This window comes from Neorhizobium lilium, from assembly GCF_004053875.1.
In the GTDB taxonomy this organism is placed as follows: domain Bacteria; phylum Pseudomonadota; class Alphaproteobacteria; order Rhizobiales; family Rhizobiaceae; genus Neorhizobium; species Neorhizobium lilii.
In genome coordinates, this window is record NZ_SBIP01000003.1 from 656,584 (window position 1) to 682,389 (window position 25,806).

The 25,806-nt window shown below is 61.1% G+C and carries 27 protein-coding genes; 11 read left to right on the forward strand and 16 right to left on the reverse strand.

Features of this window, described 5'->3' with window-relative positions:
• Positions 1 to 74: 74 nt before the first annotated feature.
• Both EPK99_RS15670 and guaB read left to right on the forward strand, forming a co-directional pair.
• Positions 75 to 1,064, forward strand: coding sequence for an MBL fold metallo-hydrolase (locus tag EPK99_RS15670; protein ID WP_164901788.1), 990 nt, complete (start codon positions 75 to 77; stop codon positions 1,062 to 1,064).
• Positions 1,065 to 1,235: 171 nt separating this feature from the next.
• The gene (gene guaB, locus EPK99_RS15675) at positions 1,236 to 2,723 is read left to right on the forward strand and encodes an IMP dehydrogenase (protein WP_128444005.1); all 1,488 of its coding nucleotides are present in this window, start codon (positions 1,236 to 1,238) and stop codon (positions 2,721 to 2,723) included.
• Between the two features lie 174 nt (positions 2,724 to 2,897).
• On the opposite strand, the gene EPK99_RS15680 is transcribed toward guaB, so the two are convergent.
• Together EPK99_RS15680 and EPK99_RS15685 are read right to left on the reverse strand one after the other, a co-directional pair.
• A complete protein-coding gene (locus EPK99_RS15680) occupies positions 2,898 to 3,326 on the reverse strand; it encodes a glyoxalase superfamily protein (RefSeq protein ID WP_128444006.1) in 429 nt (142 codons plus the stop codon).
• Complete coding sequence (locus EPK99_RS15685; protein ID WP_128444007.1) at positions 3,323 to 4,717, reverse strand: MATE family efflux transporter; 1,395 nt, start codon at positions 4,715 to 4,717, stop codon at positions 3,323 to 3,325. The genes EPK99_RS15680 and EPK99_RS15685 overlap by 4 nt, the downstream gene beginning before the upstream one ends.
• A gap of 622 nt (positions 4,718 to 5,339) precedes the next feature.
• Here EPK99_RS15685 and EPK99_RS15690 point away from each other — a divergent pair.
• Entirely contained in the window at positions 5,340 to 5,759 is a 420-nt protein-coding gene (locus EPK99_RS15690; protein WP_128444008.1) for an MAPEG family protein, read from the forward strand.
• A gap of 17 nt (positions 5,760 to 5,776) precedes the next feature.
• Here EPK99_RS15690 and EPK99_RS15695 read toward each other — a convergent pair whose 3' ends face one another.
• The gene (locus tag EPK99_RS15695; protein ID WP_128444009.1) at positions 5,777 to 6,706 is read right to left on the reverse strand and encodes a hydrogen peroxide-inducible genes activator; all 930 of its coding nucleotides are present in this window, start codon (positions 6,704 to 6,706) and stop codon (positions 5,777 to 5,779) included.
• Positions 6,707 to 6,819: 113 nt separating this feature from the next.
• On the opposite strand from EPK99_RS15695, the gene katA reads away from it, so the two are divergent.
• The 3 genes from katA to EPK99_RS15710 all read left to right on the forward strand — a co-directional run bounded on the left by katA (position 6,820) and on the right by EPK99_RS15710 (position 9,869).
• The gene (gene katA / locus EPK99_RS15700; RefSeq protein ID WP_128444010.1) at positions 6,820 to 8,313 is read left to right on the forward strand and encodes a catalase KatA; all 1,494 of its coding nucleotides are present in this window, start codon (positions 6,820 to 6,822) and stop codon (positions 8,311 to 8,313) included.
• Positions 8,314 to 8,460: 147 nt separating this feature from the next.
• The gene (locus EPK99_RS15705; protein WP_128444011.1) at positions 8,461 to 9,042 is read left to right on the forward strand and encodes a TetR/AcrR family transcriptional regulator; all 582 of its coding nucleotides are present in this window, start codon (positions 8,461 to 8,463) and stop codon (positions 9,040 to 9,042) included.
• Entirely contained in the window at positions 9,039 to 9,869 is an 831-nt protein-coding gene (locus EPK99_RS15710; RefSeq protein ID WP_128444012.1) for a DMT family transporter, read from the forward strand. Before EPK99_RS15705 ends, EPK99_RS15710 begins: the two co-directional genes overlap by 4 nt.
• Before the next feature lie 45 nt (positions 9,870 to 9,914).
• Here the strand turns inward: EPK99_RS15710 and EPK99_RS15715 are convergent, their stop codons facing one another.
• Positions 9,915 to 10,865, reverse strand: a complete 951-nt coding sequence (locus EPK99_RS15715; RefSeq protein ID WP_128444013.1) for a LysR substrate-binding domain-containing protein — start codon at positions 10,863 to 10,865, stop codon at positions 9,915 to 9,917.
• A gap of 203 nt (positions 10,866 to 11,068) precedes the next feature.
• Here EPK99_RS15715 and EPK99_RS15720 point away from each other — a divergent pair, with 203 nt between their 5' ends.
• Positions 11,069 to 11,368 carry a YjiS-like domain-containing protein gene (locus EPK99_RS15720; RefSeq protein ID WP_128444014.1) on the forward strand — a complete coding sequence of 100 codons (300 nt, stop codon included), beginning with the start codon at positions 11,069 to 11,071 and terminating at the stop codon, positions 11,366 to 11,368.
• A 141-nt stretch (positions 11,369 to 11,509) separates the two neighbouring features.
• Here the strand turns inward: EPK99_RS15720 and EPK99_RS15725 are convergent, their stop codons facing one another.
• The 4 genes from EPK99_RS15725 to EPK99_RS15740 all read right to left on the reverse strand — a co-directional run bounded on the left by EPK99_RS15725 (position 11,510) and on the right by EPK99_RS15740 (position 15,898).
• Positions 11,510 to 12,883 (reverse strand): glutamate--cysteine ligase, encoded by a 1,374-nt coding sequence (locus EPK99_RS15725; protein WP_128444015.1) that lies wholly within the window; start codon positions 12,881 to 12,883, stop codon positions 11,510 to 11,512.
• 124 nt (positions 12,884 to 13,007) lie between these two features.
• Positions 13,008 to 13,745 (reverse strand): 16S rRNA (uracil(1498)-N(3))-methyltransferase, encoded by a 738-nt coding sequence (locus tag EPK99_RS15730; protein ID WP_128444016.1) that lies wholly within the window; start codon positions 13,743 to 13,745, stop codon positions 13,008 to 13,010.
• Between the two features lie 12 nt (positions 13,746 to 13,757).
• On the reverse strand, positions 13,758 to 15,263 hold the full coding sequence (locus tag EPK99_RS15735; protein ID WP_128444017.1) for an inorganic phosphate transporter: 1,506 nt from the start codon (positions 15,261 to 15,263) through the stop codon (positions 13,758 to 13,760).
• A gap of 131 nt (positions 15,264 to 15,394) precedes the next feature.
• Complete coding sequence (locus EPK99_RS15740) at positions 15,395 to 15,898, reverse strand: NUDIX hydrolase (RefSeq protein ID WP_128444250.1); 504 nt, start codon at positions 15,896 to 15,898, stop codon at positions 15,395 to 15,397.
• Positions 15,899 to 16,223: 325 nt separating this feature from the next.
• Between EPK99_RS15740 and EPK99_RS15745 the strand changes: the two genes are divergently transcribed.
• The 3 genes from EPK99_RS15745 (at position 16,224) to glcF (ending at position 20,393) form a co-directional block, all read left to right on the forward strand.
• Positions 16,224 to 17,657, forward strand: coding sequence for an FAD-linked oxidase C-terminal domain-containing protein (locus EPK99_RS15745; protein ID WP_128444018.1), 1,434 nt, complete (start codon positions 16,224 to 16,226; stop codon positions 17,655 to 17,657).
• Positions 17,658 to 17,662: 5 nt separating this feature from the next.
• A complete protein-coding gene (gene glcE, locus EPK99_RS15750; protein ID WP_128444019.1) occupies positions 17,663 to 18,874 on the forward strand; it encodes a glycolate oxidase subunit GlcE in 1,212 nt (403 codons plus the stop codon).
• A 214-nt stretch (positions 18,875 to 19,088) separates the two neighbouring features.
• On the forward strand, positions 19,089 to 20,393 hold the full coding sequence (gene glcF, locus EPK99_RS15760; RefSeq protein WP_128444020.1) for a glycolate oxidase subunit GlcF: 1,305 nt from the start codon (positions 19,089 to 19,091) through the stop codon (positions 20,391 to 20,393).
• 48 nt (positions 20,394 to 20,441) lie between these two features.
• Here the strand turns inward: glcF and EPK99_RS15765 are convergent, their stop codons facing one another.
• Both EPK99_RS15765 and EPK99_RS15770 read right to left on the reverse strand, forming a co-directional pair.
• Positions 20,442 to 21,125: a L,D-transpeptidase gene (locus tag EPK99_RS15765; RefSeq protein WP_128444021.1), complete on the reverse strand. Its 684-nt coding sequence runs from the start codon at positions 21,123 to 21,125 to the stop codon at positions 20,442 to 20,444.
• Between the two features lie 167 nt (positions 21,126 to 21,292).
• Positions 21,293 to 22,030 carry a L,D-transpeptidase gene (locus EPK99_RS15770; protein ID WP_128444022.1) on the reverse strand — a complete coding sequence of 246 codons (738 nt, stop codon included), beginning with the start codon at positions 22,028 to 22,030 and terminating at the stop codon, positions 21,293 to 21,295.
• 202 nt (positions 22,031 to 22,232) lie between these two features.
• Between EPK99_RS15770 and EPK99_RS15775 the strand changes: the two genes are divergently transcribed.
• Positions 22,233 to 22,862, forward strand: a complete 630-nt coding sequence (locus tag EPK99_RS15775; RefSeq protein WP_128444023.1) for a DNA-3-methyladenine glycosylase I — start codon at positions 22,233 to 22,235, stop codon at positions 22,860 to 22,862.
• On the opposite strand, the gene EPK99_RS15780 is transcribed toward EPK99_RS15775, so the two are convergent.
• From EPK99_RS15780 to relB, 6 genes are all read right to left on the reverse strand, one after another.
• Positions 22,849 to 23,553, reverse strand: coding sequence for an HAD family hydrolase (locus EPK99_RS15780; RefSeq protein ID WP_128444024.1), 705 nt, complete (start codon positions 23,551 to 23,553; stop codon positions 22,849 to 22,851). The genes EPK99_RS15775 and EPK99_RS15780 overlap by 14 nt on opposite strands.
• A 78-nt stretch (positions 23,554 to 23,631) precedes the next feature.
• On the reverse strand, positions 23,632 to 23,997 hold the full coding sequence (gene copM, locus EPK99_RS15785; protein WP_128444025.1) for a CopM family metallochaperone: 366 nt from the start codon (positions 23,995 to 23,997) through the stop codon (positions 23,632 to 23,634).
• 49 nt (positions 23,998 to 24,046) lie between these two features.
• Entirely contained in the window at positions 24,047 to 24,415 is a 369-nt protein-coding gene (locus EPK99_RS15790; protein WP_128444026.1) for an FYVE zinc finger domain-containing protein, read from the reverse strand.
• 41 nt (positions 24,416 to 24,456) lie between these two features.
• Positions 24,457 to 25,209 (reverse strand): hypothetical protein, encoded by a 753-nt coding sequence (locus EPK99_RS15795; RefSeq protein ID WP_128444027.1) that lies wholly within the window; start codon positions 25,207 to 25,209, stop codon positions 24,457 to 24,459.
• Between the two features lie 3 nt (positions 25,210 to 25,212).
• Positions 25,213 to 25,482 (reverse strand): type II toxin-antitoxin system RelE family toxin, encoded by a 270-nt coding sequence (locus EPK99_RS15800; protein WP_128444028.1) that lies wholly within the window; start codon positions 25,480 to 25,482, stop codon positions 25,213 to 25,215.
• Positions 25,466 to 25,693, reverse strand: coding sequence for a type II toxin-antitoxin system RelB family antitoxin (gene relB, locus EPK99_RS15805; protein WP_205909104.1), 228 nt, complete (start codon positions 25,691 to 25,693; stop codon positions 25,466 to 25,468). Before relB ends, EPK99_RS15800 begins: the two co-directional genes overlap by 17 nt.
• Between the last annotated feature and the right edge of the window lie 113 nt (positions 25,694 to 25,806).

Genomic DNA, 25,806 nt, shown 5'->3' on the forward strand with positions numbered 1-25,806 from the left:
CCTCGCCGGGATCGTTCTTTATCTACCGTCCCTGTAGCCGACCGGCTGCAATGAATGGAATGGAGGGAGACATCATGCAGGGATCGAAAATAGCGCGGCGCAGTTTATTGGGTACTGCAGGCATCGGCATGCTTGCCGCGCCGGCTGTTCTGAGCGGCCGCGTTCAGGCGCAGGAGAACAAGACATTGGTCATCAACCGCGTCACGCCGCCGGATATCCACCAGTTCAAGGTCGGCGGCTTCAAGCTTCTGGTCATCAAGGACGGCGCGCGACCTTCCGACAAGCCGGGCGAGACCTTCGGGACGAACCAGAAGCCTGAAACCGTCGGCACGCTGCTTGACCAGAATTTCCTGCCGAAAGACCAGTTCGTCAACAGCTTCTCGCCGGTGCTGATCGATACCGGCAGCGACGTCATCCTGTTCGATACGGGTCTCGGGGAAGCAGCTCGCGCGCAGGGCGGAGGTCGCCTGATCGAGGGTCTGGCGGCGGCCGGCTACATGCCCGACGACATTTCGATCGTGGTCATCACCCATATGCACGGGGACCACATTGGCGGCCTGATGGAAAACGGTAAGCCGAGCTTCACGAAAGCCCGTTATATCGCCGGCCAGACAGAATATGATTTCTGGACGGACGGAGCCCGCGCCGGCACGCCTGCGGAAGGCAATCAGAAGGCGGTGCTCGCCAATGTGAAGCCGCTCGCTGAAAAGATGACCTTCCTGAAGGACGGCGGCGAAGTCGTCTCCGGCATCACGGCGATGCTGGCGCCCGGCCATACTCCCGGCCATCTGATCTTCAACGTCGAATCGCAGAACAAGCGTCTTCTGGTGACGGCCGATACGGCCAACCACTACGTTCTGTCGCTGCAGCGTCCCGAATGGGAGGTAAGGTTCGACATGGACAAGGCGCAGGCGGCTGCCACCCGGAAGAAGGTGTTCGACATGGTCGCAACCGACCGTATCGCCTTCCTCGGCTATCACATGCCGTTCCCGGCCGTCGGCTATGCGGAAAAACAGGAGACGGGATACCGTTTCGTGCCGAAGACCTACCAGTTCGAAATCTGAACGAAAAGCCATGCAAAACCCGAGGGGCTGCCCCTCGGGTTTTTTCTGTTCCCATACTGTCATGAACGTGTTACCAGCCCTCGCCAACTTCCAAGCATTTCATGCAGAAGCAGCCGGACAAGGTTTTCCTTTTTTCGGGTGATTCCGCCTATTCAACTGAAGGAATTGGCAATGGCACGCATTATTGAAACGGCAACGGGCGCAGATGCGCTAACCTTCGACGATGTGCTGCTGCAGCCCGGGCATTCCGAAGTCATGCCGGGCCAGACGAATATCTCCACAACCATTGCCCAGGACATCGAGCTCAACCTGCCGATCCTGTCCTCGGCAATGGATACCGTCACCGAAAGCCGGCTGGCGATCGCCATGGCCCAGGCGGGTGGGATCGGCGTCATCCACCGGAACCTGACCCCGGTCGAACAGGCCGAGGAAGTCCGCCAGGTCAAGAAGTTCGAAAGCGGCATGGTCGTCAACCCGGTAACGATCGGTCCCGACGAGACCTTGGCCGATGCGCTCGGGCTGATGAAGTCCTACCACATTTCCGGTATTCCCGTTGTCGAAAAGTCGGGTCGCCTGGTCGGCATCCTGACCAACCGTGACGTTCGCTTTGCCTCGGATCCGACCCAGAAGATCTACGAACTGATGACGCGGGAAAACCTCGTGACCGTCAAGGAAAGCAGCGTCGATCAGTCGGAAGCCAAGCGCCTTCTCCACCAGCACCGCATCGAAAAACTGCTGGTCGTGGACGGCGAAGGCCGTTGCGTCGGCCTCATCACGGTCAAGGACATCGAGAAGTCGCAGCTCAACCCCAATGCCTCCAAGGATATGCAGGGCCGCCTGCGTGCCGCCGCCGCCATCAGCGTCGGGGATGACGGCTACGAGCGTGCCGAGCGTCTGATCGACGCGGGCGTCGATCTTCTCGTGGTCGATACGGCACACGGCCATTCGCAGCGCGTGCTCGACGCCGTTACCCGCGTCAAGCGGATCTCCAACCATGTACGGATCATGGCCGGCAACGTCGCCACCTATGACGGCACGCGCGCATTGATCGATGCCGGCGCCGATGCCGTGAAGGTCGGGATCGGTCCGGGCTCCATCTGCACGACGCGCATCGTGGCAGGCGTTGGCGTCCCACAGCTGGCAGCGATCATGTCGGCTGTCGAAGCGGCCCGCGACCAGAACATTCCGGTCATCGCAGATGGTGGCATCAAGTTTTCCGGCGACTTCGCCAAGGCGATCGCCGCCGGCGCCTCCGCCGTCATGGTGGGCTCGCTGCTGGCCGGCACGGACGAAAGCCCCGGCGAGGTCTATCTCTACCAGGGTCGTTCCTTCAAGGCGTACCGGGGCATGGGCTCGGTCGGTGCCATGGCGCGTGGCTCGGCGGACCGCTACTTCCAGGCGGAAGTGCGCGACACGCTGAAGCTGGTGCCGGAAGGTATCGAAGGCCAGGTTCCCTACAAGGGCCCGGTATCGGGCGTCCTGCATCAGCTCGGTGGCGGCCTGAAGGCGGCCATGGGCTATGTGGGCGGCGCCAATCTGAAGGATTTCCAGGAGCGTGCGACCTTCGTACGCATTTCCGGCGCGGGCCTGCGCGAAAGCCACGCGCACGATGTGACGATCACCCGCGAAAGCCCGAACTATCCGGGCGCCGGCCTCTGATCGTGCGTTGAAGGCGAACGGCCGGCTCCCCGCGAGCCCGGCCCTTGACCAAAATGCGGAATACTTTCTGTCGCAAATACCTGTCGCAAGACTCCGACTTTTGCGACAGATTGTTCCCTGAAATCGGCCGCCACGATTTGTCGCAATGTTAGAAGATTTGCGAAGGATTCCCAATTAGCTTCCTAGCGCGCTTAACGTCAGGTGCGGCGCTCCGTCCGAAGTTTTACGGACAGAATTTCCGGTAGTGTCGACCATGCTTTTTACGATTCGGCGCATGTTGGAAAAACTGTCGAAAGTAACGGTATCTACCGGCTCATCGAAACGCACAGTCACGGAATAGAATGTGCCCGAGGATGACAATGCGGTAATTTCGCCCTTGAAGGGCTGCCCAAGATACCGCCCCTGCACTCTTTGGCGCACATGGAAAGAAAAGGGATTAGCCTGGGCGAGGCGAGCGGACAAGGTGTTCCAGTCGCGTGCGCCATTCTGCCGGGCCACCAGTTCCAGCGCCTGGGCATGGCCCAACACGGTACCGGCGGCGGCAAGTGCACCCCTCAGAGATTTTGCGTGCGCCTTGGCTTCTGCGATGTTTCTGACTGTCATGACAGGTTCCCCATGGCCTTCAGCCCGATACCGGCGTTTCCCCGCGCCTTCAGCGCAGCAGAAAGCACAAGAGTTGCGATGATTGCGGCCACGCCGTCGGCCAACGGATAGGCAAACCAAATCGCATCCGCGCCCAACATTGCCGCAGCGACCGTGACCAGGACGGGCAACAGGACAAGAGGCTTGACCATAGTCAGAAGAGCCGAGCGGGCTGGTTGACCGATGGCCTGAAAATAAAGCCCAAGCACAAGAACTGGCCCGGAAAAAAGATAGACCGCAGCCATGGGACGAAGCAATCGGCCGACCTGGCCGATCACATCCTGATCGGCGACAAAGGCTGCTCCGACGACCGTGCCCCCGCTGAACAGCAAAACCTCGACAGCAAGACAGTAGAGCAATGCGCTTGCTGCGGCGAGCCGAAGGACCGCATCCGAGCGGGCGTAGAGACGCGCACCGACATTGTTGCCAACGATGCTCTGCATCGCCATCGCGATTGCCATGATTGGCAAGAAGGCAAAACCGAAAATGCGTGTCACGATCCCGTAGGCAGCAATGGTCCTGGCGTAGTCGCTGCTGCCTGCAAAACGTAGGGCGAAAACCACGCTGGCGGCTGAAAGTGCCATGCCGATGAAGCCCAGACTGACCGGAGCGCCCAGCGCAACCATACGCCTCCAACTGCCGGTCCAGCGGTTCCGCAACAGGCTGTTGAGCGGCATCATGCCCCCGATGAAACGGCGTAACCCCGCCAGAAGCACCAGTCCCAGCGCCTGTGCCAGAACCGTCCCCGTGGCCGAACCCGCAACACCCAGTTCCAGCATCACCACCAGGATGTAGTTCAGCAGAATGTTGATGAGCGTTACTCCAAGCGACATGAGCGCCATCAACCCCGCCTGTCCCTCGTTCCTCCAGGAATCGGCATGAATACCCAGCAGAAATTGTATCGGAGTTCCGAATACGGTGATTGCCAGGAAGACCCACACCATTTCGGCAACCGGGCCATCGGAGCCCGCAATGCGCAGGGCGAAACCCCACCCGCCCGCACAGAAGATCAAGATCAGCATTGAAGCGATCGTTAACGCAAGTCCATGTGCGCCGGCGAAGGTCGCGTCGGCCGCGTTACGGTCGTCGGCGCCTAGCTGGCGAGCCAGCAAGCTTGACATTCCCCCGCTGACAAGGGTCGAAAGCGCGATCGTCAGCATCAGAACTGGAAACGCCATGCCGACTGCCGCCATGGCGTCCGCACCAACGAAATGCCCAAGAAAGACTGCGTCGATGATACCCAGCATCCCGTTCATCACCATGATGGCGATCATAGGAAACGCGGTGGCGGCAAAAATTCTGCCTGGCGAGGCGGTCAGAAAACGGTTTTCGGGCGATTGTCGCAAAGACATCACTCACTCCTCAAAAGAGGCATTTCAACTGTGATGGGGCCTGCATTGCCACCGACGAAATGCTTCGAGGGTGAGAAAGATCTTTTACACTCCGGGCTTCACCGTGACTTGCGTCTGCAGGCGGCAGGTGCTCGGAACCTTCGCCAGAACGGTCATACATTCCAGACATTGTCAATAGATGCGTGTCCCAGAAAATCTGCAAACGTTTGGCTGGACTGTTTGTCACGAAAATTCCACAGGCCGTCCGAAAACTCAAAATGAAATTTCCGATGTAGAATTTCTTTCCGGTATTCTGACTATTCAATGTGATACATTCTATAGACGGCTGCAGTAAGAGAGGCCGCTAGCATCATTTTCTAACGAAATTTTCTCGCACCGAGTTTTCGGACGGTCTGTCCAATTAAAGCGACAGTTTTTCGACCGTATTCTCGGCGTCGCAAAACCAGTGTTTCGCGCCAGATGGAGGCGCAGAATGCTTCACGAGGATATTTCCAGCAAGCTGAGCGGCTGAACACATTTCGGTTAGGGGCTGGACCCGCGAGCCTGATTTTCTTATTCATTTCCAGCATATTGCGGCTGCCATCGACACGGCTTATGAAACGCTTGAGGACGAGGAGTAGTCATGCCTTCCACCGAAGCGACCTTGTGGCCGATGATCGCGCATGCCGCGCTCGTCTTCTTTCTCTATTGGCTCCTGTCGAAGCGGCGCTTTGCGGCCGTGAAGACCGGCAGCGCCGAAGCCGGGCAGTTCCGCGAGAACCGGGAAGAGCCGCTGGAAAGCCTGCTGGTTCACAACAACCTCAAGAACCAGTTCGAGCTTCCCGTCCTCTTCTATGCCGTCAGCCTGGCGCTTTACGTCTCCACGGCCGACAATCCGGCTACGGTGGCGCTGGAATGGGTCTTCGTGCTGTCGCGCTTCGCCCATTCCTATGTCCACATCACCAGCAACCGCCTGCGCTATCGCCGTCCGGCCTTCGTCGTCGGGTTCCTCTCGCTCTTGGCGCTGTGGGTCTGGTTGGCGGTCTGGCTCGCTGCCAGCTAAACGGCGGCGGGGCTTGCCTAGACCAGTTCGCCATCGACGTTAGCTTCGGAGACTTTGGTTCGGTCGGCGCAGGACCGGATGGCCTGTGCTAGGGCGGCCATGTCCTGCGGCCGGCCGCTCGATTTTCTCCAGATCAGCCCGATCTCGCGCGACGGGGCAGGGTCGGCAAAGGGTACGATCCGCAGATTGTTGCGGGCCGTCTCCGTCTCGATGGCGATCTCGGGGATCAAGGTCATCCCCATATCGTGCGACACCATTTGCAGCAGTGTCGTCATGGAGGTCGCGCCGAAATTGACGAGGCTGCGCTTTCCAGCCGTGCCGCAGACGGCAAGCGCCTGGTCGCGGAGGCAGTGGCCCTCCTCAAGCAGTAGCAGGCGTTCCGCATCCACTTGATTTTCGGTCAGCGGTGATGTCAGCACGTCACGGTCGTTCTTCGCCATCGCCATGAAGAATCGGTCGCTGAAAAGGGGCGTACTTTCCACATTCTCCGCTTCGACCGGCAGTGCGGCGATCACCGCATCCAGACGCCCGTCGGCCAGATCGGCGACGAGGCGGTCGGTGATGGCTTCTTTCAACTCGATCTCGATCTGCGGATAGTCGGCGCGTAGATGCGGCACCAGTCTCGGGACGAGGTAGGGCGCAACGGTTGGAATGATGCCGATCCGTACCAGCGTGTCGAGAAGAGCGCCGCTGTCGCGGACCGAGATTTCGAGCTTTTCCACTTCCGACAGGATGAGCCGGATGTGACGCAGGACGTCCTGGCCCTTGCGCGTCAGCAGCAACCCGGTGCGGCTGCGCTCCACCAGCCGCACGCCCAGATGGGTCTCCATCTCCATGATCTGTGCCGAAAGTGCCGGCTGGCTGATATGCACCAGCGCCGCCGCCCTTCCGAAATGCCGCATGGAAGCAAGAGCCTCGAAATAGCGCATCTGACGCAGGGTCAGCATGATAAGTTTTTCCGATCGACAGCTTCATCAAATACGATTGGAAATTATCGGCCGGAGATGGAACATGCAAGCGTCACGCCGCAAAGGCCGACATCCAATCGAGGGAGATTGATATGACAGATCGTCCTATACTGACGACGACGGCCGGTTCGCCTGTGCCGGACAACCAGAACACGCTGACCGCCGGTCCGCGCGGCGGAGTGATGCTGCAGGATTACCAACTGCTTGAAAAGCTGGCGCACCAGAACCGCGAGCGCATTCCGGAACGCGTTGTGCACGCCAAGGGCTGGGGGGCTTTCGGCACACTGACGATCACCGGCGATATCTCGCGCTACACCAAGGCCAAGTGTCTGCAGCCGGGCGCTTCCACGCCCATGCTTGCCCGCTTCTCGACCGTGGCCGGTGAACTCGGTGCCGCCGACCATGAACGCGATGTTCGTGGTTTTGCGCTCAAGTTCTACACGGAAGAGGGCAACTGGGATCTCGTCGGCAACAATACGCCGGTCTTCTTCGTCCGCGATCCTTACAAGTTCCCGGATTTCATCCACACGCAGAAGCGCCACCCCAAGACCAACATGCGCTCCGCTACCGCCATGTGGGACTTCTGGTCGCTCTCGCCCGAAAGCCTGCATCAGGTTACCATCCTGATGTCGGATCGCGGCCTGCCGCAGACCCCGATGAACATGAACGGCTACGGTTCGCACACCTATTCGCTATGGAACGATGCCGGCGAGCGCTACTGGGTGAAATTCCATTTCAAGACCCAGCAGGGCCACACGCACTTCACCAATGCCGAAGGCGAAACGATCATCGGCAAGACCCGCGAGGGCTACCAGGAAGCCCTGTTCGGCGGGATCGAACGCGGCGAATTCCCCAGGTGGAAGGTCCAGGTCCAGGTCATGACCGAGGCCCAGGCGAACGCAACCTCCTTCAACCCTTTCGACCTGACCAAGGTCTGGCCGCACGGCGAATTCCCGCCGATCGATATCGGAGTAATGGAGCTCAACCGTAACGCCGAGAACTACTTCGCCGAGATCGAACAGGCTGCTTTTTCGCCGTCCAACATCGTTCCCGGCATCGGCCATTCCCCGGACAAGATGCTTCAGGCGCGCGTCTTCTCCTATGCGGACGCTCACCGTTACCGTCTCGGCACCCATTACGAGCACATCCCGGTCAACCAGCCGAAATGTCCGGTCCATCACTATCACCGTGACGGCCAGATGAACTCTTATGGTGGGATCGCCACCGGCAATCCGGATGCCTACTACGAGCCCAACTCGGTCAACGGTCCGGTCGAGCAGCCTTCCGCCAAGGAGCCGCCGCTTAAGATCGACGGCGAGATGGGTCGCTACGATCACCGCGATGGCAATGACGATTATTCGCAGCCACGGGCTCTGTTCAACCTGTTCGATCCCGAGCAGAAGGCACGCCTCTTCTCCAACATCGGCGCCGCCATGGGTGGCGTACCGGGCCATATCGTCGAGCGCCAGCTCGCTCACTTCAAGATGATCCACGAGGATTACGAAGCAGGTGTGCGTGCGGCTCTCGAAAACCAGCACGGCTACAAGGTCGACACGATCAGCGCCACGCCGACCGCCGCTGAATAAGCATACTGACGAACAGAAAAGCCGGGGCTGATGCCAGCCCCCGGCTTTGTTCATGGCGGGAACCTTCAAAACGCAGACGCTTGCCATTGACCGGAAACACCACGAGGTCTATGAGATGAGACAGGTCTGTATCGTTTAGGTCTGTCAATGTCCTCCCACGTCCGCGGTTCCGGAAAACGTCAGCATATCGTCGAGACTGCCTATGCGCTGTTCAAGCGTGACGGTTTCCACGCCACGGGAATAGACAGGATCATTGCCCAGGCCGGGGTCGCTAAGATGACCATGTATCGGCACTTTCCGAGCAAGGAAGAGCTGATCGTTGAGGTTCTGGATTGGCGGACGGCGAGATTTGAAAGCCAGCTTGACAGGCTTTCAGACAGCGCAAAAACTCCGGACGAGGGGATTGCAGCAATCCTGGGCTGGCACGAGCGGTGGTTCGACAGCGCCGATTTTCACGGCTGCCTGTTTCAGCACGCTCTGGCGGAATTTGGTGAGCCGGACCATGCCGTCTTTGCAGCCGTGGCGCGCCAGAAGATGAGCATCCAGAACCGTATGGTGGATATGCTCAGCCAGACAATGCCGCCGGTACGCGCGGCGGATGTCGCTATGATCTTATTCATGCTGATCGAGGCGGCGACGATGCTTGCTCAGATGGGACAGGGAAAAGCTGCGATCGATAATGCGCGCAAGGTGGCCTCTGTTCTTCTGGCCAGGGAGATAGGAGAATGAGCGCCACGGTCATAAGTCTGGCGCTGTTCGCAGCCATACTTCATGCAAGCTGGAACGCGTTTCTGCGCAACGGTGCGGATCGGCTTTGGACCGTCACCGTCATGAGCTTTTCGGGCACAGTCCTGGCACTTCCGTTTCTGCTCATTCATCCGCTGCCGTCCTCGGGCGCATGGCCATATATAGTCTTGTCGGCCCTTCTTCAGGTCGCATACAGCGTATTCCTCGTGGCGGCCTATCGTTATGGCGAACTGGGCCAGGTCTATCCCGTCGTACGCGGCACGGTGCCACTGCTCGTCACTCTTGGAAGCTTCATTTTCGGTTCAGATCGCCTCGGTTCGCATCAGATGGCAGGCGTCGTCCTCATAGCCGTCGGGATCATGAGCTTGACGCTGGGAAAAGGCCGAGCCACGGCATCGTCCATTTTTCTCGCACTGGCGACCGGCGCAATCATAGCGGCTTATGCGACGGTCGATTCCCTGGGCGTGCGTCAGGCCGGCAGCAGTGGCGTGTATGCAGCCTGGGTGCTTGTGCTTTATGGCACTTTCTTGCCAGCCGTGTTCGTCATCATGCGCAGGCAGTTGACGGTCGATTTTCGCTCTTCCGATACATGGAAGGCTCTGGGAGGCGGCGTCGTGGCGATGGTTGCTTACGGGGCCGTCATCGCGGCCTTTTCGCTCGGTCCGGCGGGGCCGATCACGGCTCTGCGAGAAACGAGCGTCATTTTCGCCGTGCTCATCGGCTGGCTGTTCATGGGCGAATCTTTGACATTGCGGCGCGTTTTCGCCTGTCTGGTTGTCGCGGCAGGCGCAATTCTGCTAGGTCGTTGAAAAAATCGCCTGCAAGTGGCGGGTGCTGCTGCGCCCGGATGCAGATCACCAGCCTGGCATGACCGATCCGGCGCGCCCGCGGGCCATGCGTTGGAATGGCTTGAGGTCGCCGTCGAGATCGTCCGGCACCACGGCCGGAGAGATATTGTCGAGGCAGGCGGTGATGTGGTCGGTAATCGCCGTCATCAGCGAGGGCGAAAGGCCCGGCCGCTTCATCAGACCGATCTGAACGGGCGGCAGCGGCGGAAATCCGTCGGCAGAGGTCAGCACTTTCATGCCGGTCCGCAAAGCTGATTCCGGCAGCACCGACACGGCCATTCCGGCAAGCACGGCCGCGGCAACGACCGTAGACGACCAGCTCGTGAACAATATCTGGTACTCGCGCCCCGAGGCATCGAGCGCCGAGCAGGCAAGCTGACGCCACAGGCAGTCACGGCGACCGACAGCGAGCGGCACCGCCGCATCGTCTTTCAGCGGATGATTGGCAGAGCCTACCCAGCAAAGTGGCTCGGTGCGCACCACGTCGGAAATCCGCTGGCGTGGATTATGTGTCACCAGGGCGATATCGAGTTCTCCGCGCGTCATCTTTTCCGCCAGGCTCACGGACGGTTCGCAGACGATGTAGAGCTCGACATTGGGGTGAGTCTTGGCGAAGCGGCCGATGATCTCTGGCATGTAGCGGTCGGCGTAATCGTCGGGCGTGCCGATCCGCAGCGTGCCTTCCAGCCGGTTGTCGTCGAAAGCGGCGATTGCCTCGTTGTTGAGGCGAATGATCCGCCGCGCATAGTTGAGAAGCTTCTCGCCCTCGGCGGTCAGCCGGTTGCCGCGCCCGTCCTTGGCGAACAATTGCTTGCCCACCCGCTCCTCCAGCCGCCGCATCTGCATGGAGACTGCCGACTGCGTCTTGAACACCCGGTCGGCAGCTTTGGTAAAGCTTCCGCAGTCCACGATGGCGGCAAAGGTATGGAGCTGGTCGATATCAAGGGGTGCGGACATCGGAAATAACCCATCAGAGTGGTTGATGTTTATCATTAGAAACATTCGTTGGACTGATCAATAGATTTTCCGCGATAACGGAATTGCAAGTTCATTCCACAAACGGCGCGTTCTTTTATGAAGCGCCAACAGTCCCCGGCAGCCTTTCCGCAGTTCACTGTGGAAGGGGCGGCCACACTCGTGCCTGATGAAAGGATCGTCCGATGAGCACGGCCAACTACGGAAGCAAAATCGACCTCGCGCATGGAGCGCCGGCCACACAGGGCCGCTTGTCGATCGTGATCGTGCGAACGATGTCCGTTTGGCGTGCCCTTCGAAATCGCTTTGCGTCCAATAGGCTCTACGATCTGGACGACCGGCAGCTTGATGACATCGGCATCACCCGCCACGACGTGGTGGTGGCTATGGAGCGCAGCGGCGTCCTCGACGATCCCTCGCTGCTTTTGTCGGGAGCCGCAAGGGAGAGGGCTAGAACCCGTTTTTCGCGGCCGCCACGGCGCTGATCCGCAACAGTTCCCCGCAGGGTGATAGCCAATAACCCTGCTGCTTGCCCGGCCGGTTGATCCGCGCCGGGCTTTTTCATTTCGTCGCGAACGACCGGGCGTCTTCCCGCCCTGAGGGTTATCGAGCCGGCTGAAAAGATCTCAGTACTGATATTCTTCGAAGCTGGGTTCTACCGAGCCATTCCACCGGCCGCGATAGAGCGCCAGCAGGTCTTCGGCCATGGTCTGCTTCTTGGCGAGCACTTCCTCCAGCGGCTGCAGGAAGATGCTCTCGTCCTGCCCTTCGCCATTGAGGCGGTTGCGGCTCTTGAGGCCGTCCGTCGCGATTGCGACGGCATCCCGCGCCACATCGAAGACGCTCCGCTTGCCGATGCGGGCGGAGAGGCCCTTGGCCGGCACCTCGTCGCGCATGGCAAGCACGTCTTCCACAGTCCAGTCGGCGGTTAGCGCCTCGGCAGCTGCCAGGGCCGCGTCGTCGTAAAGCAGGCCGACCCAGAAGGCGGGAAGCGCGCAGATGCGCCGCCACGGGCCTCCATCGGCGCCGCGCATTTCGAGGAAGCGCTTCAGCCGCACCTCGGGGAACAGGGTAGAAAGATGGTTCGTCCAGTCGCCCATGGTCGGCTCCCACTGGACGATCTCGCTCTTCAGGGCGCCGTTCATGAACTGGCGGAAAGTGACATGGGTGCAGTCGTGGTATCGGCTGTCACGCACGATGAAATACATGGGCACGTCCAGCGCCCATTCGACATAGTCGGCAAAGCGGAAATCGGCGTTGAAGACGAAGGGGAGTATGCCCGAGCGCCGGTTGTCCGTATCGCGCCAGATGTCGCCCCGCCAGGACAGGAGCCCGTTCGGTTTGCCTTCGGTGAAAGGGGAGGCGGCGAAGAGCGCTGTCGCGATGGACTGCAGCTTCATCGATACCCGCATCTTGGCGGCCATGTCCGCTTCCGAGGAGAAGTCGAGATTCACCTGGATCGTGCAGGTGCGGTACATCATGTCGAGGCCCTTGGTGCCGACCTTCGGCATGAAGCGGGTCATGATGTCGTAGCGCGATTTCGGCATGCGCGGCGTTTCCGCCAGCGTCCATTTCGGGCTGCCGCCGAGCCCGAGGAAGCCGATGCCCATGGGTTCGGCGATTTCCTTCACCAACGCCAGGTGGCGGTTGGATTCGCGACAGGTCTCGTGGATGGTTTCCACCGGCGCGCCGGAAAGCTCGAACTGGCCGCCAGGCTCGATGGAGATTGCACCCATGCCGGATTGCTCGCCGAGCCCGATAATGTTGTCGCCATCCATGATCGGCTCCCAGCCGAGCTTGGCCTGCATGCCTTTCAGCAGCGCGGAAATGCTGGCCTCGCCGGCATAGGGCACGGGGCTATGATCGGCCTTGAAGAAGGCGAATTTCTCGTGCTCCGTACCGATCCGAAATTGCTCCTTCGGCCGAGAGCCTTGTGCAAGATAATCGGAAAGCTCGGACACCGAGGAAAGCGGTGTCGTATCGGTCGTATCGCGCGCCATAAAACTAACCTTGTTCGAAATGCCGATCTGGACGAACGTCCGGCTGCTTGGACCGGAATCATATTCCCTGCAAGTGAATTTCTTTCAAGATCGGTTCAGAAAATCGGAGTCCGGTCACCACCGATCAGATCCAGTCGCCGATGGCAGCCTGGATGACGGCAAGCGCTGCGACGGCGGCCGTATCTGCGCGCAGGATGCGCGGCCCGAGCGGGATCGGCGTGACGAAGGAAAGATCGCGCAGAATTGAGCGTTCGGCTTCGGAAAAACCGCCTTCCGGCCCCACCAGCAGCGCAAGCTTCCTCTCCTCGATGCGCGACAGGATCGGCAGCGGGTTCTGTCCGTCCTCGCCCTCGTCGCAGAAGATGATGCGCCGTTCACTCGGCCAGTCGGCGAGCAGATCTGTGAGTTTTCGCGGCGCCGCAACTTCCGGCACAGCCAATATGCCGCACTGTTCCGCCGCTTCGACGGCATTCGCCTGAAGCCGATCAAGGCTGGGGATCTTTCCCTGCACATGCTGGGTCATCACCGGCTGCAGCAGCCCGGCACCCATTTCCACTGCCTTCTGCACAAGATAATCCAGCCGGCCCACCTTCAGCGGCGCAAACAGGTAATGAAGATCGGACGGCGCCGGCTGTGCGCGGACTTGTTCCACCGGTTCGAGCAGGATCTTCTTGCGCGTCGGAAAGGTGAGCTTTGCTTTCCATTCGCCGTCCCGCCCGTTGAACAGAAGGATTTCGGCACCCTCCTGCATCCGCAGAACATTGGCGAGATAGTTGAATTGTTCCGAGGAGGCTTCTACCCGCGCCGCGCTGTCGAGGGGCGTCTCCACGAAAAGCCTCTGCATCCTGAAATTGGCGCGCATGAAGGGTTCCCTTTAAGTGAAGAGAGCGAAGATGATCGTGGTCATCAGGGCGGAAAGTGCCGCGGCAGCCGGCAGCGTGATCGTCCAGGCCGCGATGATGCTGAGAAAGTGCGACCGGCGCACCAGAAAGCGGCGCTGTACCTCCTCCTCATTATGCTCGAACGGCTCTTCCAGATACACCTCTCTGCCCGAGCGCGCGCGGATGTAATCGTGGCGGCGGCGGGAGTACCGGGTGTACCATTCGCGGAAGAATCCGACGCCGAACACGGCCCCGACCGCAATGTGGGTGGACGAGACAGGCAGGGCAATCCATGAGGCGACCAGCACGGTCAGCGCCGTCGACAGCGAGACGCAGAAGGCGCGCATGGGGTTGAGCTTGGTGATCTCGGCCCCCACCAGCGTCACCAGCTTCGGGCCGTAGAGCAGCAGGCCGAGCGAGATGCCGAGACCGCCCAGCACCAGTTCCCACAGCGGCACGGTCACCGCGCCCGCAACGCCCGTCTGAGCGGCAGAGGCGATGGCGGCGAGCGGCCCGATCGCGTTGGAGACGTCATTGGCGCCATGCGCAAAGGAGAGCAGGGCGGCCGAGAAGATCAGCGGAAGCCGGAAGAGCTTGCGCAGCGACTGGTTGCGGTTTTCCAGCCCCTCTGCCTGCCTTGCGACGAGTGGAATGAGCAGCCGCCAGGCGAGGAGACCGCAGACGATGCCGGCAAGGGTGGCGACCGGTATCGAAACCGCGACGAGCTGACCGAGACCGAGCACGAGCAGATAGGCGATGAAGGCGCCTGCCATGGTCCCGGTCAGGATGGGCACCCATTTCCGTGCCGCGGCGATCTTGTCGTCGCGGTAGATGATGGTTTCCTTGATCAGGTAAAGAAAGGCGGCGGCAATCACCGCACCCAAAATCGGCGACACGACCCAGCTGGCGGTTATCCCGGCAACCGTGGTCCAATCCACGGCGGAAGGCCCGGCTGCCGCCACACCGGCTCCCATGACGCTGCCGACAATGGCGTGCGTGGTGGAGATCGGTGCCCCGAGCCAGGTTGCGACATTGATCAGCAGTGCCGCTGCGAGCAGTGCGGCCATCATCGCCCAGATCATCATGCTCGGGTCGGTAATGACGCTGCTGCGCACGATACCGCTTGCAATCGTATTCGCTACGCCGCGTCCGGCAATAACCGCGCCCGCCACCTCGAAAATTGCGGCAAGCCCGAGCCCGAAGCCCATGCTCATGGCGCGCGCGCCGACAGCCGCGCCGATATTGTTGGTGACGTCGTTGGCGCCGATGTTCATCGCCATATAGGCAGCAATGGCTGCGGCCGCGATGACGATAACCGCGCCCGGCTTGCCGGTGACGTAGGACGCGGCAAAGATCGCAACCAGGATGATGAAGAGAAGTGCTGCACCTGGAGCCGCCAGCTTGCGGGAGATCTGCCGCCCGGCCTCCTCGACCGAACTCAGCTTTTCCAGATCCTTGTCTAGCGTCGGCTTGGCCAGACGCGGCCGTCTTTGGCCCATATCGCCGTCCTTGGGATCGATCGGAGGCGGGAGAGGATCCACAGCGGGCCGTTTGCCGCCTCACGGTGAAGGTTGGCCTCCCGATTAACGGCGGGAATACTGGAATGCAAGACGGGAGACGATGCTGGAGATCAGCCGGCGGCTTTCATTGCCGGCTTGACGGCTGCAGGCTTAATGGCCTTGGAACCCGGCGATGTCACGGGCTGTTGAAACCGCGTCGCAAATGCCGTCAGCAGCGCCTTGAGCTCCGGTTCGTTGACGCGGCGTGCGGCTTCCTCGGGAGAAACCCATTCGAGTATGCGGGAACCCTTTTCGGGGAAGCTCTTCAGACAATCTTGAACCTCGAGTGCATGCACCTGCACCCGCACGGGAACCTTTAGGCCGCTGTTGAGCGTCTTATAATAGTGGAAGAAACCGATAGGTTCTTTTTCCACCTTGCCCCTGACACCGACCTCTTCGAAGGCTTCGCGTTCCGCAACCTGGTGGGCCTTCTTGCCTTCCATCGGCCAGCCCTTGGGAATGACCCAGCGGCCCGTGTCGCGGCTGGTGGCAACAAGAACTTCCACCTGAGTCTGCTTCTTCTTCACCCGATAGCAAACCGCAGCATATTGCTGCCGCGGCGGGCGCTGCAGCATCAGTCGGAAATTTCCAATCACACCATCCAAAAGGCCCAAGGTCTGTAGTTCCTCCTTCATCTCATTTAAATCTAATATAATATGCTTGCGCGGGCGTTGCGAGATACGACGCTCATCGAGGCTCAGGGAATCACTCGGATTAGCCCAGCGCACAAACCATTCTGAGCGCTGAAAGTTGCACGTCAACCGATACCTTCGATAGAGGGCAAGGTCGCCGGGATTAACCATGTTCAAGCCACAAGGATGGTCTGAATGCGACAGCGAAGATGATTGAAGCGATCACCTGTTCGTGGAATATCTGGTAATCGGGGAGCAAGGAGGAGAAATGTCGCAGGCCATCGAATTTCTGGTGCCACGCGAGAGCGTGCTGTCGCGGCGTGCGGCGATCATTGCGGACCTGGCCGATCTTCTGCCGCCGGAATGCCTGGTCCATGAGCCAAGAGGGCTTGCCCCCTTCGAGACGGACGCCTTCATTTCTTACCGCCGCGTTCCGCTTGCCGTAGCCCTGCCCAGGACGACGACACAGGTCGCCGCTGTCCTGAAATACTGCAACCGCTACGATATTCCGGTCGTGCCGCGCGGTGCGGGTACATCGCTGTCCGGCGGAGCGATCCCGCAGGAGGACGCGGTCGTCCTCTGTCTGTCGAAGATGACGCGCATCCTGGAAGTCGATTATGCCAACCGGGCGGCCACGCTGCAGGCTGGCGTCACCAATCTCAGCATTTCGGAAGCCGTCGGCATCGACGGGTTCTTCTATGCGCCGGACCCCAGCTCGCAGCTCGCCTGCACCATCGGCGGCAATATCGGCATGAACTCGGGCGGAGCGCACTGCCTCAAATACGGCGTCACCACCAACAACCTGCTCGGCGTGAAACTCGTGCTGATCGACGGCACGGTCATCGATCTCGGCGGCAAGCACCTTGACGCGGCAGGCTACGATCTGCTCGGCCTCGTCTGCGGCTCCGAAGGTCAGCTCGGTGTGGTGACGGAAGCGACGGTGCGACTGATCGCCAAGCCCGAAGGCGTAAGGCCCGTTCTCTTCGGCTTCGAGACCTGCGAAGAGGCCGGCGCCTGCGTGACGGACATCATCGCGGCCGGTATCATTCCCGTTGCCATCGAATTCATGGACAAGGCGGCGATCGAGATTTGCGAAGCCTTCGCCAAGGCGGGCTATCCGCTCGATGTCGGTGCGCTGCTGATCGTCGAGGTGGAAGGCTCCGAGGCGGAAATGGACGCCATGCTCGCAAGCATCGTGGAGATTGCCGGGCGCCACGGCGTCAAGACGGTGCGGCAGTGTCAGTCGGCAACCGAAGCGGCGCTGATCTGGAAAGGCCGCAAGTCTGCCTTCGGCGCCACCGGCCGCATTGCCGATTACATCTGCATGGACGGCACCGTGCCGCTTGGCAAGCTTTCCTACGTGCTGAACAGGACCTCCGAAATCGTCGAGAGCTTCGGCCTGCGTGTCGCCAATGTGTTTCACGCTGGCGACGGCAATATGCACCCGCTCATCCTGTTCAATGCCAACGATCCCATTGAAGCCGCCAACGCGGAAGCTGCCGGCAACGAAATTCTCAAGCTCTGCGTCGAGGCCGGCGGCTGCCTGACCGGCGAGCATGGCGTCGGAATCGAGAAGCGGGATCTGATGCGCTACCAGTATTCGCAGGCCGATCTGGCCCAGCAGATGGAAGTGCGTGCCGCCTTCGACGAGAAGTGGCTGCTCAATCCGTCGAAGGTTTTTCCTCTGGACGGGAGGGCGTAAATTTCGTGCTGATACCGACGTCTGAAACGGATGCCGCCTATATCGTCCGCGATGCCCTGAGCCAGGGCAAGAGGCTTGCGGCCTGCGGGGGTGGAACCCGCGCCGGCTTCGGCAATGGCGTCGAGGCCGCCGAGCTGTTCAGTTCCCGCGGCCTGTCCGGCATTGTCGATTACGACCCCGCTGAAATGGTGATGACCGCTCGCGCGGGGACGCCGCTCGCCGAAATAGAAGCAGCCCTTGCGCAAAACCGGCAGATGCTCGCCTTCGAGCCGATGGATCACCGCGGCATCATGGGGGTTCGCGCAGTACCCGCCGGTGAACCGACCATAGGCGGCGTGTTTGCGGCCAATGTCTCCGGCCCGCGCCGCTTCGTGGCGGGTGCCGCCCGCGACAGCCTGCTCGGCGTCCGTTTCGTCAACGGCCGGGGCGAAGTGATCAAGGCCGGCGGAAGGGTGATGAAGAACGTCACCGGGCTCGACCTGGTCAAGCTTCTCGCCGGCTCTTTCGGCACGCTCGGCTTCCTGACGGAGGTAACGTTCAAGGTTCTGCCTGTTCCCCAGGCGGTCGAAACGCTGGTTATCAGCGGGCTGAGTGACGAGGCCGCCGCCAAGGCCATGGCGACCGCCCTGTCGCTTCCGGTGGAAGTCTCTGGTGCGGCGCATCTGCCCTACACGGTCAGGCATTGCTTTATCGACGGCCGCCTGCCGGAGGGGGAAGCGACCGTGCTGCGACTGGAAGGCCTGGCGCCGTCGGTCGAGGTGCGGGCAGGCAAACTTGCGGCAGTCATGGAAGCCTTTGGCCCGGTCAGCAGGCTTGCCGGCGAGGACAGCCGGATCTTGTGGCAGGAAATTCGCGATGTGGTGCCCTATGCCGATGGCACGCAAAAGCCGCTCTGGCGGGTATCCGTGGCACCGTCTGCGGGACATCAACTGGTTGCGGCGCTGCGGCTGGAAGCAGGCATCGACGCCTTCTACGACTGGCAGGGCGGCTTGATCTGGATGCGGATGGAGGCAGAGCCCGAGGCGGAACTGCTGCGGCGCTATATCCGCGCACTCGGGGGAGGGCATGCGACCCTCGTCAGGGCATCCGACCCGGTGCGGGCACAGACAGCCGCTTTCGAGCCCCAGCCGGACGCCGTGGCGCTTCTCTCGGCACGTGTAAAACAGAAACTCGATCCGGCCGGTATCTTCAGCCCGGGCAGGATGGTTGATAGATGAAGCTGCATCTGACTCAACCCCCTCTGGCCTGCCGGCCATCTCCCCCACAAGGGGGGAGACTGGCTGGGCGCATGCTCCGCATCCTCTATGGGTCCTTGCATCGGTTAAATGCCGATTTTTGGATCGGAGGTCGTACCACGTGTGATCTCCCCCCTTGTGGGGGAGATGGCCGGCAGGCCAGAGGGGGCCTTTCAAGCTCAAGGGGAACCATCTGATGCAGACCTCTTTCACGCCTGAGCAACTGGCCGATCCGCAAATCGCGGAATCGGAAAAGATCCTGCGCCGTTGCGTGCATTGCGGCTTTTGCACCGCCACCTGTCCCACCTATGTGACGCTTGGCAACGAGCTGGACAGCCCGCGCGGCCGCATCTATCTGATCAAGGAAATGCTCGAAAACGACAGGCCGGCAGACGAGGAGACGGTCACTCATATCGACCGCTGCCTGTCCTGCCTGTCCTGCGTCAGCACCTGTCCTTCCGGCGTGGATTACATGCACCTGGTGGATCATGCCCGCGCCCACATCGAAAAGACCTATCGGCGGCCTTTATCCGATCGCCTGATCCGCAGCCTGCTGGCCAAGATCCTACCCTATCCGGCCCGGTTCCGCACCGCTTTGACATTGGCGCGCCTCGGACGTCCGCTGGTGCCGCTTTTCGGCCGGGTGCCGGCGCTCGCTCCGCTCGCCGCCATGCTGGCGCTCGTTCCGAAGGCTGCGGGGCGCAGAGCTTCTCGCTCCGTGCCGGAAACGCCGGGAACAGGATCGCAGAAGCGCGGTCGTGTCGCCATTCTCTCGGGCTGCGCCCAATCGGTACTCGATCCCGGCATCAACGCCGCAACCCACCGGCTGCTTGCGCGGTTCGGCGTCGAGGTGGTGGTTGCGCCGGGCGAAGGCTGTTGCGGCGCGCTGGTGCATCATATGGGGCGAGAGGATGAGGCGCTGGAATTCGCCCGTCGCAATGTCGATGCCTGGATCGGCGAAATGGACACAAACGGCCTCGATGCCATCATCGTCACCGCGTCGGGCTGCGGCACCACCATCAAGGATTACGGCCGTATGCTGCGGCTCGATCCCCTTTACGCGGAGAAGGCGGGACGGGTCTCGGCACTGGCCAGGGATATCAGCGAATATCTCTCCACGCTCGATCTGCCGGTTCTGGAGCCGAGGCGTCTGAGCGTCGCCTATCACTCTGCCTGTTCGCTGCAACATGGCCAGAAGATCACCACCCTGCCGAAGAACCTGCTGAAGGCGGCGGGTTTCACGGTGCGCGAACCTGCCGAAGGGCATCTCTGTTGCGGCTCGGCCGGCACCTATAACATTCTGCAGCCGGAGATTTCGGGACAACTCAAGGCCCGCAAGGTCCGAAACATCGAGGCGACGAAGGCGGATGTCATCGCTGCCGGCAATATCGGCTGCATGACGCAGATCGCCAGCGGAACCGCCATTCCCATCCTGCACACGGTCGAGCTTCTGGACTGGGCCTATGGCGGTCCAGAGCCCGTGAAGCTCGCCAAAGGGTGAAATGAGAAACGTCGGAGGCGGACGAAACCGCCTCTGACGTAAGGACAATCAGCCGCCGAAAATCGTGCGGAAGATATCCATGCCGCGATCCTGGAAACCGACATTGCCCTGCTTGTTGCCGGGGCCGACGACGACGACCTTGGTGCCGACCGACGCCCGCTCGTACAGATCCTCGACATCCTTGTTCATCATGCGGATGCAGCCGGACGACATGTTGAGGCCGATAGACCAGGGCTGGTTGGTGCCGTGGATGCGGAAAATCGTATCGCGGCCGCCCTTGTAGAGATACATGGCGCGTGCGCCGAGCGGATTGTCCGCGCCGCCCTTCTGGACTGCCGGCAGGATATGGCCGGCGAGCCGCTCGCGGGCCCGCATTTCGGCAGGCGGCGTCCATGTCGGCCATTCTTCCTTGCGGCCGATATTGACCACGCCGGACCAGCCATAGCCCTCGCGCCCGACGCCTATGCCGTAGCGTGTCGCCTGGTTCGGACCTTCCACGTAATAGAGGAACTTGTTGTTCGTATCGACGATGATCGTGCCGGGCGTCTCCGTCGTGGAAAACCGCACGACACGCCGCTTGAACTTGTCCGGCACCACCTTCGAGCGAACGGCAGGCACGGCATCGCTCGCCGTCGTCTGGGGCTTGGCTGGAGAACTCTGGGCGACGGTAGCTGTCGCCGTCATCGTCACCAGCATGCCCGCGACCGCAAGCAGCATCTTACCGGATTTCATTCAAAGCCCCTCCTGAGCATCCCAAAACGATGCGCCAAGATGTCCGGGCTTTGACGCCCGGACAAGATGAAGCCTTGCGAATATGCGAACTTCCAGGTCCGACGGGCCGAAACGCCGGCCAAGCGTGGCGATCCGGCAACAGGCAGCTTACTGGACGATGACCTCGGTCATTGAACAATGACCCTCGTGCCGACATTGACGCGCCCGTAGAGATCGGTGACGTCTTCGTTGCGCAGGCGGATGCAGCCGGAGGAGACGGCGCTGCCAATCGTCCATGGCGCGTTGGTGCCATGGATGCGGTAAAGGGTCGAGCCAAGATACATGGCGCGCGCGCCAAGCGGATTTTCCGGTCCGCCCTCCATTTTCGCCGGCAGGTAATGGCCTTTGGCGGCCTCGCGGCTGATCATTTCCGAAGGCGGGTTCCATTCCGGCCATTCCGCCTTGCGGGTGATCTTGTGTTCGCCGGCCCATTCGAAGCCCGGCTTGCCGACGCCGACGCCGTAGCGCCGCGCCTGACCGTTGTCCATCACGAGATAGAGAAAACGGTTGTTCGTATCGATGACGATCGTGCCCGGCTTTTCCGTTGTGTCATAGCGCACGATCTGCGGCAGCCATTGCGGCTCGAGCCGGCTGCGGATCGGTGCCGGACGCATGGAGACAGGCTGGGCGGCCGTGCCACTGTCGAAAATGCCGCGGCGCTGGCGGTAGACGACACGGGGCTGCGCTGCCTGGCGGGGATAGACCACCGGCCGAGCCTGCGATCCGCCCAGCTGCATCACCCAGGGAGCGGAGAGATCCGAGCTGACGACGACCGGTGGGCGTTCGCGGTAGCGGTCCTGGGCAAAGGCGGACTGCGAAAAAGCGGCCACGAGGCCGAAGGCAAGGAACAGGCTCTTTTTGATCATCGGGTCTACTCGCTACATACCGGTCGGGCGCAAATGCCCGCGTTGAGCATCATGGTGAGCGGCAGGTGAAAGCGAATGGTAAACGGGTGGCGCTTGGAATGCGGCAAACGCCATAAAGCTTTTGGCAGGGTTACCGCCCGGTTTTCATTCATGGTTGACCAATGATAAAGAAGCCGAAAACCAGGTTAACCGGGGAATCGGCATGGAGAAGACGGGCGTCATCGAAGGCGAGGACGGCAGGGGACGCTGCTTCTGGTATGGCGGCCTGGAAGACTACCGCCGTTATCACGATGAGGAATGGGGCAGGCCCGTCACCGACGATATCCGGCTGTTCGAGAAGATCTGCCTCGAAGGCTTCCAGTCCGGTCTTTCCTGGCTGACCATCCTGCGCAAGCGGGAGAATTTTCGCGCGGCCTTTGCCGGCTTCGACTTCGACAAGGTGTCAGCTTTCGGGGAAGAGGATATTGCCCGCCTCGTCGCCGATGCCGGCATCATCCGCCATCGCGGCAAGATCGTCTCGACCATCAACAATGCCCGCCGCGCCATCGAGATGCGCGACGAGTTCGGCTCGCTCGCCCGCTTCTTCTGGAGTTTCGAGCCCGGAGCCGACACTCGCCCCGAGGTCATGACGCTCGAAACCCTGCGCGCCAATCCCACCACGCCTGTCTCGGTCCTGTTGTCGAAGACGTTGAAGAAACGCGGCTGGACTTTCGTCGGCCCGACGACCGTCTATGCGTTCATGCAGGCCATGGGCCTCGTCAACGATCATCTGGACGGCTGCTTCTGCCAGTCGCAAGTCAATACGCTGCGGCTGAACTTCAGGCGGCCGTAATCGCGTCCAGCACGCCGATCAACTCGCCGAGATGGTCGATCTGGCGGAAGCGCGGCGCTTCCGTCGGCGGCTCCACATGCTCCAGCACCCAGGTCAGCGCATGCGGAACGAAGACGCCATAGGCGCCGGCGGCAATGGCCGGCACGATATCCGATTTCAACGAATTGCCGACCATCGCCGCCCGTTCCGGACCGTCCGCCAGCCCGGAGAAAACGCGCCGATAGGTGGTGGCACTCTTCTCGCTGACGATCTCCACCGCATCGAAATAATCGCCAAGCCCGGATTGCGCCAGCTTGCGCTCCTGGTCGAAGAGGTCGCCCTTGGTGATCAGCACCAGCAGATACTGGCCGTTCAGCGCCTGCAGCGTCTCCTCCACATGCGGCAGCCTTTCCACCGGATGCCGGAGCAGTTCCCGCCCGATATCGAGGATTTCGCCGATGATCCTGGCCGGGATCTCCCCTTCGGTGATCTCGATTGCCGTCTCGATCATCGACAGGGTGAAGCCCTTGATACCGAACCCGTAATAGGAAAGGTTGCGCTTCTCCGCCTCCAGCAGGCGCGCCGAGATATGCTCGCCTTCCGCAAACTCGCCGAGCAACGTGCGGAAATGCTCCTCGGTCAGACGATAATACTGCTCGTTCTGCCAGAGCGTGTCGTCGGCATCGAAGCCGATGGCGGTGATTGGGCGCATGTCTGCCTCCAGCCGCAGAAATGGTGGATTGGGCGGCAGCGGGCGGACGAACATGGGATCCGCCCACTGCCAAGGCGGTTATTGGCCATGGGCTTTCAGCCAGGCCTGCATGTCGGCGATCTCGGCTTCCTGTGCCTTGACGATATCTTCCGCCAGCTTGCGCAGTTCGGGGTCCTTGCCATGGGCGAGCTCGATCTTGGCCATGTCGATTGCGCCCTGATGATGCGGGATCATGCTGCGCACGAAATCCACATCCGGATCGCCGGAATACTGGATCATCATGCTCTTGTGCATCCTGGCATCGGCGTCTTTGAAGGCCTTGGTGGAGGGATTGTCGGTGGCCTTCATGCCGGAATGATCCATCCCCTTCATCTCCTGCGCGGCCATAGGACCGGCGAGGGAAAGCGATAGAGCGACAAGGGCGAGTTTGGTTTTTACAGACATGGGTTTCCTTTCCGGGTCTGATCAGTTCGAAAGAAGTCGGCGAACGAGATCAGGCGCGGGGAGGAGGCGTGGGCGGAGCCGATCCTGACGAAACCAATGCTTCGGCGTCGGCAGGAGCCGGCGCGTCGTGCGAAAAAGGCTCGTCGTGGCGGGCGCCGAAAGACGGTATAGTCGTCAGGCAGCCGGCGCAGAAGGGCGCGCTGCAGATCTTACCCCCATGCGGACAGTGTTTCTCCAGCGTGGAGTGCAAAGCCTTGTCCGCCCCCATGACCGCAGGCTGCGAATGTGTGGAATGATCCGCAGGCTGAGTATCCGTGTGCTGCATGCCCGGCGTGGCGATCGAAGGCATGCCCATGGCAGGCATGGCGCCATAGAGAAGCCAGGCCAAAAACATGGCGATAGGAGCAAGTCGCTTCATGCAGGTAAACTTAATCCCAAAGCAGGTAAAATCAATGGCCGTCAGACGGCGACCACCTCGTGTACAGCCTGCGAGTTCCGCGCCAACTCTCCATAGGGCGCGACCGGCCACAACCATCGGCGCTTCGGGTCCGGCGGGGAGGCGCCGTAAAGCAGGTCTCCATCTTCGATCACCTGGCCGTCACGGTCGCTCACCTCGTAGCGAATATCGGTCAACAGCACCGTCTTGCAGGGAAGCCCGGCAAGCCCGTCCAGATGCGCCTGCGCCAGCATTTTGAGCAAGGGCGCCGGCGCCGGGTGCCGCTCGCGCTCCAGCCGCCTTTGAGATCCGACGCCGATCTGTGACAGGATATTGGCCGAAACGGCAAGATCTAGATAGGGGACCTGCCGCATGAAGGCGAACGGCTCCGGCTGCCGTCCCGCCACGGCATCCTCAAAGCCGGAAAGATCGCGCGAGATCAGCCGCACATTGCGCAGCCGCTTTGCCGCAAGCCAGCTGCGCACGGTCGCCAGATGCACGAGATCGATCAGCACGACCGTATCGAAGGTACGCGCCAGATCCTCGATCGGCACGTCGCGCAGCAGGCCCGAGCCCAGCACCACCGCCGTTCGCCGCTGCTTCATGCCGGAGGTGGCGTCGCGGATGAAGGCCTTGCAGTTTTCCTCGTGATCGGCCCATGCCTTGGCGCAGCGGCCGGCCCGCGACCAGAGGCCAACTGAAGAGCGCACGAAGGGGCGGAATTCCTTCGCTGTGACCGCATTGGTCGCGGCATATTGCAGGGCTTCGAGGATCATGACTTAGCGATAGATTTCCCGTCGATGGCCGATCTCAATCACCAGCACGATCAGCCGCTGATCCTGAATATCGCAGATGATGCGATAGTCGCCGACCTTGTAGCGCCAATAGGCGCCCAGGGCATGACCTTTAAGGGCGACGCCAAGCTCGCGTGGATTCTCATGTTCAGCAACGCGCTCTTCCAGGAATTGCCGAACGCGTTTGCGGATGACGGGATCAAGCTTCTGGGCGGCTTTCTGGACTGAGTTCGTGTACTCAATGATCCAGGCCACGCCAGAACTCCTCCGAGCTTATGACCTCGTCTTCGCCCGTACGAATTCTTTCCATTGCAGCCTCTGCAGCAGCAATGTCATCCAAATCTTCAAGATGCTGCTCAATCAGGTCCCGCAGATAGGCGTCGGTTGCGGCGCCCTTTTCGGCAGCATGCTTTTCGACGAGCTTCAGCATTTCATCCGGAATTTCGATCGTGACGCGCTTGTTCATGGCTTCGGCCCTTGATGACGTTGCAATATACCACTGCCCCCGCCTCTTCGCCAGCCGCCGCCCTTGCCGCTTGAGGCGTCATCCTCTAAGAAACGGCGCACAATTCCGGCTCT

Coding starts and splice junctions, on each gene's coding strand:
- EPK99_RS15670 (WP_164901788.1), top strand. CDS start 75: ATGCAGGGATCGAAAATAGCGCGGCGCAGTTTATTGGGTACTGCAGGC.
- guaB (WP_128444005.1), top strand. CDS start 1,236: ATGGCACGCATTATTGAAACGGCAACGGGCGCAGATGCGCTAACCTTC.
- EPK99_RS15680 (WP_128444006.1), bottom strand. CDS start 3,326: ATGACAGTCAGAAACATCGCAGAAGCCAAGGCGCACGCAAAATCTCTG.
- EPK99_RS15685 (WP_128444007.1), bottom strand. CDS start 4,717: ATGTCTTTGCGACAATCGCCCGAAAACCGTTTTCTGACCGCCTCGCCA.
- EPK99_RS15690 (WP_128444008.1), top strand. CDS start 5,340: ATGCCTTCCACCGAAGCGACCTTGTGGCCGATGATCGCGCATGCCGCG.
- EPK99_RS15695 (WP_128444009.1), bottom strand. CDS start 6,706: ATGCTGACCCTGCGTCAGATGCGCTATTTCGAGGCTCTTGCTTCCATG.
- katA (WP_128444010.1), top strand. CDS start 6,820: ATGACAGATCGTCCTATACTGACGACGACGGCCGGTTCGCCTGTGCCG.
- EPK99_RS15705 (WP_128444011.1), top strand. CDS start 8,461: ATGTCCTCCCACGTCCGCGGTTCCGGAAAACGTCAGCATATCGTCGAG.
- EPK99_RS15710 (WP_128444012.1), top strand. CDS start 9,039: ATGAGCGCCACGGTCATAAGTCTGGCGCTGTTCGCAGCCATACTTCAT.
- EPK99_RS15715 (WP_128444013.1), bottom strand. CDS start 10,865: ATGTCCGCACCCCTTGATATCGACCAGCTCCATACCTTTGCCGCCATC.
- EPK99_RS15720 (WP_128444014.1), top strand. CDS start 11,069: ATGAGCACGGCCAACTACGGAAGCAAAATCGACCTCGCGCATGGAGCG.
- EPK99_RS15725 (WP_128444015.1), bottom strand. CDS start 12,883: ATGGCGCGCGATACGACCGATACGACACCGCTTTCCTCGGTGTCCGAG.
- EPK99_RS15730 (WP_128444016.1), bottom strand. CDS start 13,745: ATGCGCGCCAATTTCAGGATGCAGAGGCTTTTCGTGGAGACGCCCCTC.
- EPK99_RS15735 (WP_128444017.1), bottom strand. CDS start 15,263: ATGGGCCAAAGACGGCCGCGTCTGGCCAAGCCGACGCTAGACAAGGAT.
- EPK99_RS15740 (WP_128444250.1), bottom strand. CDS start 15,898: ATGCTGCAGCGCCCGCCGCGGCAGCAATATGCTGCGGTTTGCTATCGG.
- EPK99_RS15745 (WP_128444018.1), top strand. CDS start 16,224: ATGTCGCAGGCCATCGAATTTCTGGTGCCACGCGAGAGCGTGCTGTCG.
- glcF (WP_128444020.1), top strand. CDS start 19,089: ATGCAGACCTCTTTCACGCCTGAGCAACTGGCCGATCCGCAAATCGCG.
- EPK99_RS15765 (WP_128444021.1), bottom strand. CDS start 21,125: ATGAAATCCGGTAAGATGCTGCTTGCGGTCGCGGGCATGCTGGTGACG.
- EPK99_RS15770 (WP_128444022.1), bottom strand. CDS start 22,030: ATGATCAAAAAGAGCCTGTTCCTTGCCTTCGGCCTCGTGGCCGCTTTT.
- EPK99_RS15775 (WP_128444023.1), top strand. CDS start 22,233: ATGGAGAAGACGGGCGTCATCGAAGGCGAGGACGGCAGGGGACGCTGC.
- EPK99_RS15780 (WP_128444024.1), bottom strand. CDS start 23,553: ATGCGCCCAATCACCGCCATCGGCTTCGATGCCGACGACACGCTCTGG.
- copM (WP_128444025.1), bottom strand. CDS start 23,997: ATGTCTGTAAAAACCAAACTCGCCCTTGTCGCTCTATCGCTTTCCCTC.
- EPK99_RS15790 (WP_128444026.1), bottom strand. CDS start 24,415: ATGAAGCGACTTGCTCCTATCGCCATGTTTTTGGCCTGGCTTCTCTAT.
- EPK99_RS15795 (WP_128444027.1), bottom strand. CDS start 25,209: ATGATCCTCGAAGCCCTGCAATATGCCGCGACCAATGCGGTCACAGCG.
- relB (WP_205909104.1), bottom strand. CDS start 25,693: ATGAACAAGCGCGTCACGATCGAAATTCCGGATGAAATGCTGAAGCTC.